At 64.1% G+C, this 6,000-nt stretch carries 5 protein-coding genes; 1 reads left to right on the top strand and 4 read right to left on the bottom strand.

The window, feature by feature from the left end:
• Positions 1 to 206: 206 nt before the first annotated feature.
• Positions 207 to 578, bottom strand: a complete 372-nt coding sequence (locus HWX76_RS24715) for a BON domain-containing protein (RefSeq protein WP_082664950.1) — start codon at positions 576 to 578, stop codon at positions 207 to 209.
• Between the two features lie 306 nt (positions 579 to 884).
• Here HWX76_RS24715 and HWX76_RS24710 point away from each other — a divergent pair, with 306 nt between their 5' ends.
• A complete protein-coding gene (locus HWX76_RS24710) occupies positions 885 to 1,286 on the top strand; it encodes a hypothetical protein (protein ID WP_244138013.1) in 402 nt (133 codons plus the stop codon).
• Between the two features lie 659 nt (positions 1,287 to 1,945).
• Here the strand turns inward: HWX76_RS24710 and HWX76_RS24705 are convergent.
• From HWX76_RS24705 to HWX76_RS24695, 3 genes are read right to left on the bottom strand one after another with little or no spacing between them, the layout of a single operon-like run.
• Entirely contained in the window at positions 1,946 to 3,250 is a 1,305-nt protein-coding gene (locus HWX76_RS24705) for a cytochrome c (protein ID WP_176016499.1), read from the bottom strand.
• Positions 3,251 to 3,266: 16 nt separating this feature from the next.
• Positions 3,267 to 5,486, bottom strand: a complete 2,220-nt coding sequence (locus HWX76_RS24700; RefSeq protein WP_176016498.1) for a xanthine dehydrogenase family protein molybdopterin-binding subunit — start codon at positions 5,484 to 5,486, stop codon at positions 3,267 to 3,269.
• 1 nt (position 5,487) lies between these two features.
• Positions 5,488 to 5,943: a (2Fe-2S)-binding protein gene (locus HWX76_RS24695; protein ID WP_176016497.1), complete on the bottom strand. Its 456-nt coding sequence runs from the start codon at positions 5,941 to 5,943 to the stop codon at positions 5,488 to 5,490.
• Positions 5,944 to 6,000: the final 57 nt, after the last annotated feature.

Raw genomic sequence — 6,000 nt, 5'->3', positions numbered from 1 at the left:
TAGCGCGCTCGTTTCGCCTTGTTCATCTTCTTGACTCTCCTTGCTTGAGTTTAAACGCTCAGCAAGGGATTCGTTTTTCGGGAGCAAGCTCACCTGTCTTGAACTGAATACCTGCCAGGCGTGCAGCCGGGTTCGCTCCCGCGGACCCGGTCTCGAATACAACGATGTCGTTTTTGAACGACATCACTGGCAAAAGCAAACGTTGTTCAATTCCGAGTCTCGATGCCGATATTAAGATTGTTGGTTACCGACGTGACACCGACGACTTGGCGCGCACTCGCTTCTGCGAGCTGAATCTGAGCTTCCTCATCGACGTGGCCGATCAGCGTCACGACGCCGTGTCGAGCAAGGACGGTAATGTCTGACGACGCAAGATGCGGCGTAGCCGACAGAGCGCGCCGCACCTTCTTGGCCAATAGGCGGTCCGCTGCACGCTGTTCTTTCCGAGGATTTGCCGCATGCGAAGTGCCCGTCACGACAGCCGGAACGTAGCCCGTATCCGGACCTCTCTCTGCAGATGCGTTGACGCAAAATGCCAGGCAAGTGATCGCGAGAATTGAGGTAAATGTATTTTTCATACTGGTTCCCTAGTTTCGACAATGGATAGACAAATCAGCCTTCGAGCTTCCTAGTGCTTTCTCGCTGACCACGTGAATCATAAGATTCGTTGCTCACGATTTATATACGTCCACGCCGAAAACTCAATTCGTCAACAACCAAACCAGCGTCGATAGTCGATTGTCCACAACCATCCTCTCTCACGGATGTACGAAGGTATATATCACACAATTCTTTAGGATATGTTCAACAGAACATTTGCGCAATAGTTAATCACAATTCTTATTGGTACCTTGCCATATCCCAACATCTTGTCAGACATGGGAATGAAATCCGCAAAGACCGTATTCCGCATATACGAAATTTTGTTACTCATTGCGCTCACGCTGTTCTTCTGCGTTGAATCTCTGCTCGACGTGATCTATATGCAGAATGAGAGTGAACTCGCTCCCATGATTGTCGCGCGCGCAATCTGGCTTGCGCTGATCATCGGCGCGTTTTCCAGGTATGTAGTTGCGATCCGAATCCTTGTATTGGTATGCGGAATCAGCGCCATTACCGTTGGTTTTTCACTGCCATGCTTGGCGACGATCTCTCCCGTCCTCGCTGGTGTGCTGTGCGTTGGCGTGGTAATCAAAGCGTCCACCGGAATCTACATGCTGCATCAGATCAGTAATCCCGATTCGTTCGGTGCACAACCGCTCGACGCCCACAGAACACCAAACTAATGAAGCACCGATTCGCCTAGCTTGATAGTCATCCCCGACGAAGCCGAGAGCGTTGTCGGAGATGTTTTACGGAACATGCCCACGACGACGAAACGGCAATCCAATTTTTTGCGCAAAAGGAATGCGTGCGACTCGGTGTCCGCGTTTCCTCGGGCGGGTGTAAAAACTCGATCCGTGGTCGAGATTGCTGACGGCAACCGAGCCGTACCACCCGAAATGGGGCCGCCGCACGTTGATCAGCCTATAGAGAACGACTCGAATTCTACCGGCGTATAGGTTGTTGCTGATGGCAACGGTCCGGCCGAACTGCTCAACGATATACGACGGGCTATTCGATATTCTCGGCCGTGATTGGGCCAACCTGCGGTCGACGTGATCACCCCACTCGGCTGCCGCGAATGGTAGAAGTCCCGCGGCCGCCATCGCCCCCCGGAGAGTAGAAGCACTGTGCATCCCCGAATTCGCTTGCGGACATGGCATACCGACTCGCATGAGACCGACGCCACCTACGAAGGGGACATGCTGAATTGCGTACAGGATCTCGTCTGGCTGCAATCCATTAGCATTGCGTCCGATTACTATGTCTCGTGACCGGCCCCATCGATCTCGGTCAACGGGAATACCGATCACTTCAGGGCGCCTTACAGTGACTCAGCCATTCAGTGGTTGTTCGCCGTCGCCTTGCGGAGTTTCGCGACGTCCGCAGCCTGCACGGCCGGCGCGCCGTTGTTCCAGCCGGCGCGCATGAACGTCAGCACGTCGGCGATCTGCCGGTCGTTCAACTGGTTCGAGAACGCCGGCATCGGATACGCGGACGGCACGCCACCGATCACGAGCGTGTCGCTGCCGTTCAGCGTCACGTTGATCAGCGACGATGCATCGGCCTCGAGCACATTCGGATTGCCGGCGAGCGGCGCGAGCAACGGTGCATAGCCGCGCCCGTCCGCACCGTGGCAATGCAGGCAGTAAGCGTTATACACCTTCGCGCCCGGATCGGCTGCCGGCCGGCCCAGCGCGACCTGCGTCGCCTTCGGATCATAGCGGTACGGCGGCGCGCCCGTGCCGCCTGCCGCCGGCAGCGATTTCAGGTAGCGCGAGATCGATGCCAGATCGTCGTCGGTCAGTTCCTGCGTGCTGTGGTTGATCACGCTCACCATCGAGCCGAACGCGGTCGCGTGCTGGTTCGCGCCGGTCTTCAGGAACTGCGCGACGTCGGCCTCGTTCCAGCGGCCGAGCCCGGTGTTGTGCTCGCCGGTCAGGTTCGACGCGAACCAGTTGTCGATCGACGCGCCCGACAGGAACGCCGCGCCGCTTTCGTCGAGCGCCTTCTCCTGGAAGCCGACACCGCGTGGCGTGTGGCACGACCCGCAGTGCCCGAGCCCCTGCACGAGATACGCGCCGCGGTTCCACATTGCGTCCTTCGCCGGCTTGTCCGCGTATGGCGTCGTGTCGAGGAACACCTTGTTCCACAACGCGAGCGGCCAGCGCATGTTGAGCGGCCACGGGATGTCGGATGGCCGGTTCGCCTGCTTCGCCGGTTCGACGCCGTGCATGAAGTACGCATACAGCGCCTTCACGTCGTCGTCCCTCAGCTTCGCGTACGACGGATACGGCATCGCCGGATACAGATTGTGACCGTCCTTCGCGACGCCCTTGCGCAACGCGCCGGCGAACTCGGCTTCGGTATAGTCGCCGATGCCGGTCTCCGGGTCGGGCGTGATGTTGGTCGTGTAGATCGCGCCCATCGGCGTGACCATCTTCAGGCCGCCCGCGAACGGCGTGCCGCGCGGCGCGGTGTGGCACGCGACGCAGTCGCCGGCTTTCGCGAGATACGCGCCGCGCGCGACGAGTGCGCTGTCGGCGGGCGCCGCTTGCGCGGCCTGCGCGGCCGTGCCGGCCAGCAGTGCGGACAGCGCGAGCAGCGACGCGCGGAGCGCATTCGGGTTCAGGGTGAGATGTCGCATGGTCGTCCCCTCCTCCTCAGGCCGTTTTCAGCTGGTTGCCGACCGGCAGCTTGCGCAGCCGCGTGCCGGTCGCCGCGAAGATCGCGTTCGCCAGCGCCGCCGCGGTCGCGGCCGTGCCCGGCTCGCCGATCCCGCCCGGCGCCTCGGCGCTCTTCACCAGATGGACTTCGATCGGGGGCACCTCGTTGATTCGCATCATCCGGTAGTCGGTGAAGTTGGTCTGCACGACGCGGCCGTCCTCGATCGTGATCTCGCCGTACAGCGCGCCCGTGATCCCGAAGATGATGCCGCCCTGCACCTGCGCCTCGATCGTGTTCGGATTCACGACCATCCCGCAATCGACCGCGCACACGACGCGCCTGACCTGCACTTCGCCGCCGTCCACCGCGACGTCGATGACGATCGAGAAGAAACTGCCGAACGCATGCATCACCGATACGCCGCGCCCTTGCCCCTTCGGCAGCGACGCGCCCCAACCGGCCGCCTTCGTCGCGACGTCGAGCACGTTGCGGGCGCGCGGCGTCTTGTCGAGCAGCGCGCGACGGTATTGCACCGGGTCGGTCTTGGTCTGCACGGCCAGTTCGTCGATGAAGCTTTCGACGACGAACGTGCTGCGCGTCGGCCCGACGCCGCGCCAGAACGCGGTCGGCACGTGGCGCGGCTCCTGGCGCACGTAGTCGACGAGCTGGTTCGGCAGGTCGTACGGCAGCTCGGCCGCGACCTCGACCGCGTCGGGATCGACGCCGTCCTTGACCGCGGGCGGCGCGAAGCGCGCGAGAATCGACGAGCCGACGATCCGGTGCCGCCACGCGAGCGGCTTGCCGTTCGCATCGAGGCCGGCCGAGAGCGTGTCGTAGTAGCACGGCCGGTACATGTCGTGCTGGACGTCTTCCTCGCGCGTCCAGATCACCTTCACCGGGGCATTGACCTGTTTGCCGACCTTCACGGCCTGCCCGATCATGTCGGTCTCGAGCCGCCGGCCGAACCCGCCGCCGAGCAGATGGTTGTGCACGACGATCTTGTCCGGCGACAGGCCGGTCAACTGCTGTGCCGTGTCCCGTGCGCGGGTTGGCACCTGCGTGCCGACCCAGATATCGCAGCCGTCGCCGCGCACGTGCACCGTGCAGTTCACGGGCTCCATCGTCGCGTGCGCGAGCAACGGCTGTTCGTAGACGGCGTCGACGCGCGTCTTGGCGTTCGCGAACGCGTTGCCGACGTCGCCTTCCTTGCGCGCGACCGCGCCCTTGCCGTTCGCCGCCGCCTGCGCGAGATCCGCGAACAGGTCCTTCGTCGACACCTTCGCGCCCGCGCCTTCGTTCCACTTCACGACGAGCGCCGATGCGCCGCGCTTCGCGGCCCACGTGTGGTCGCCGACCACCGCGACCGCGTTGTCGACGCGCACGACCTGGCGCACGCCGGGGATCTTCTTCGCCGCCGTGTCGTCGACGCTCGCGACCGTGCCGCCGAACACCGGGCTGTTCACGATCACCGCGTACAGCATGCCGGGCAGGCGCACGTCGAGCCCGAACTGCGCGGTGCCGTCGACCTTCTCCGGCGAATCGAGGCGCTTCGCGGGCGTGCCGATCAGCTTGAAATCCGCCGGCTGCTTCAGCGCGACGTCCTTCGGCACCGGCAGTTTCGCCGCGGCGTCGGCCAACTGGCCGTACGATGCGCGCCGGCCGGTCGGCGGATGCTGCACTTCGCCGTTTGCCGCGCGGCAACTGGCCGGATCGACATTCCATTGCTTCGCGGCCGCCGAGACCAGCAGCGTGCGCGCGGTGGCGCCCGCGCGGCGCAGCGGTTCCCACGCGTAGCGCACCGACGTCGAGCCGCCGGTGAGCTGGCCGCCGAGCAGCGGATCGAGGAACAGCTTCTCGTTCGGCGGCGCATGATCGAGCGTGACGCTCGACAGCGGCACCTCGAGCTCTTCCGCGATCAGCATCGGCAGCGCCGTATAGACACCCTGCCCCATCTCGACCTTCGGCATCACCAGCGTGATCTTGCCGGCGCGGTCGATCTGCACGAATGCGTTCGGGGCGAACACGCCCGACGGTGCGGGCTCGGCTGCGTCGCCGCCGATCACCGAGCGGCGCGCATCGTCGCCCGCCGCCGGCAGGCTGAAGCCGAGCAGCAAGCCGCCGCCGGCCGCCGCGCCGAGCGACATGCCGAGTTTCAGAAACCCGCGGCGCGACACACCGGCGCCGACCCTGCCTGCTTCGAGGAGTCCTCGCGACATGTCAGGCCTCCTTCGCGGCTTGTTTGACGGCCGCGCGAATGCGGTGGTACGTGCCGCAGCGGCAGATGTTGCCGGCCATGGCCGCGTCGATGTCGGCATCGCTCGGGTTCGGGTTCGATGCGATCAGCGCGGTGGCGGCCATCACCTGCCCCGACTGGCAGTAGCCGCACTGGACGACGTCGAGCTCGCGCCACGCCTGCTGGACCTTGTGGCCGGCCGGCGTCGCGCCGACGGCTTCGATCGTCGTGATCTTGCGGCCCGCGACGGCGGCGACCGGCAGCACGCACGAACGCGCGGCCACGCCGTCGAGATGCACGGTGCACGCGCCGCATTGCGCGATCCCGCAGCCGAACTTGGTGCCGGTCAGGCCGACGACGTCGCGCAGCACCCAGAGCAAGGGCATGTCGTCGGGGGCGTCGACCGAGCGGGTTTCGCCGTTGATGTTGAGGTTTACCATTCAGCCTCCGGGGCCGGTAATTGGGGAAGCGCCGCCGGCGCGCGCCTCTGTTGCTGC

Source organism: Burkholderia sp. BCC0398, from assembly GCF_902833245.1.
GTDB lineage: Bacteria > Pseudomonadota > Gammaproteobacteria > Burkholderiales > Burkholderiaceae > Burkholderia > Burkholderia sola.
Note: the sequence above shows the minus strand (reverse complement) of the source record. Positions and strands in the feature narration are given on the sequence as shown.

Bases quoted from the DNA above. Each gene is read 5' to 3' on its own strand.
- HWX76_RS24715 (WP_082664950.1), bottom strand. From the start codon at position 578: ATGAAAAATACATTTACCTCAATTCTCGCGATCACTTGCCTGGCATTT.
- HWX76_RS24710 (WP_244138013.1), top strand. From the start codon at position 885: ATGAAATCCGCAAAGACCGTATTCCGCATATACGAAATTTTGTTACTC.
- HWX76_RS24705 (WP_176016499.1), bottom strand. From the start codon at position 3,250: ATGCGACATCTCACCCTGAACCCGAATGCGCTCCGCGCGTCGCTGCTC.
- HWX76_RS24700 (WP_176016498.1), bottom strand. From the start codon at position 5,486: ATGTCGCGAGGACTCCTCGAAGCAGGCAGGGTCGGCGCCGGTGTGTCG.
- HWX76_RS24695 (WP_176016497.1), bottom strand. From the start codon at position 5,943: ATGGTAAACCTCAACATCAACGGCGAAACCCGCTCGGTCGACGCCCCC.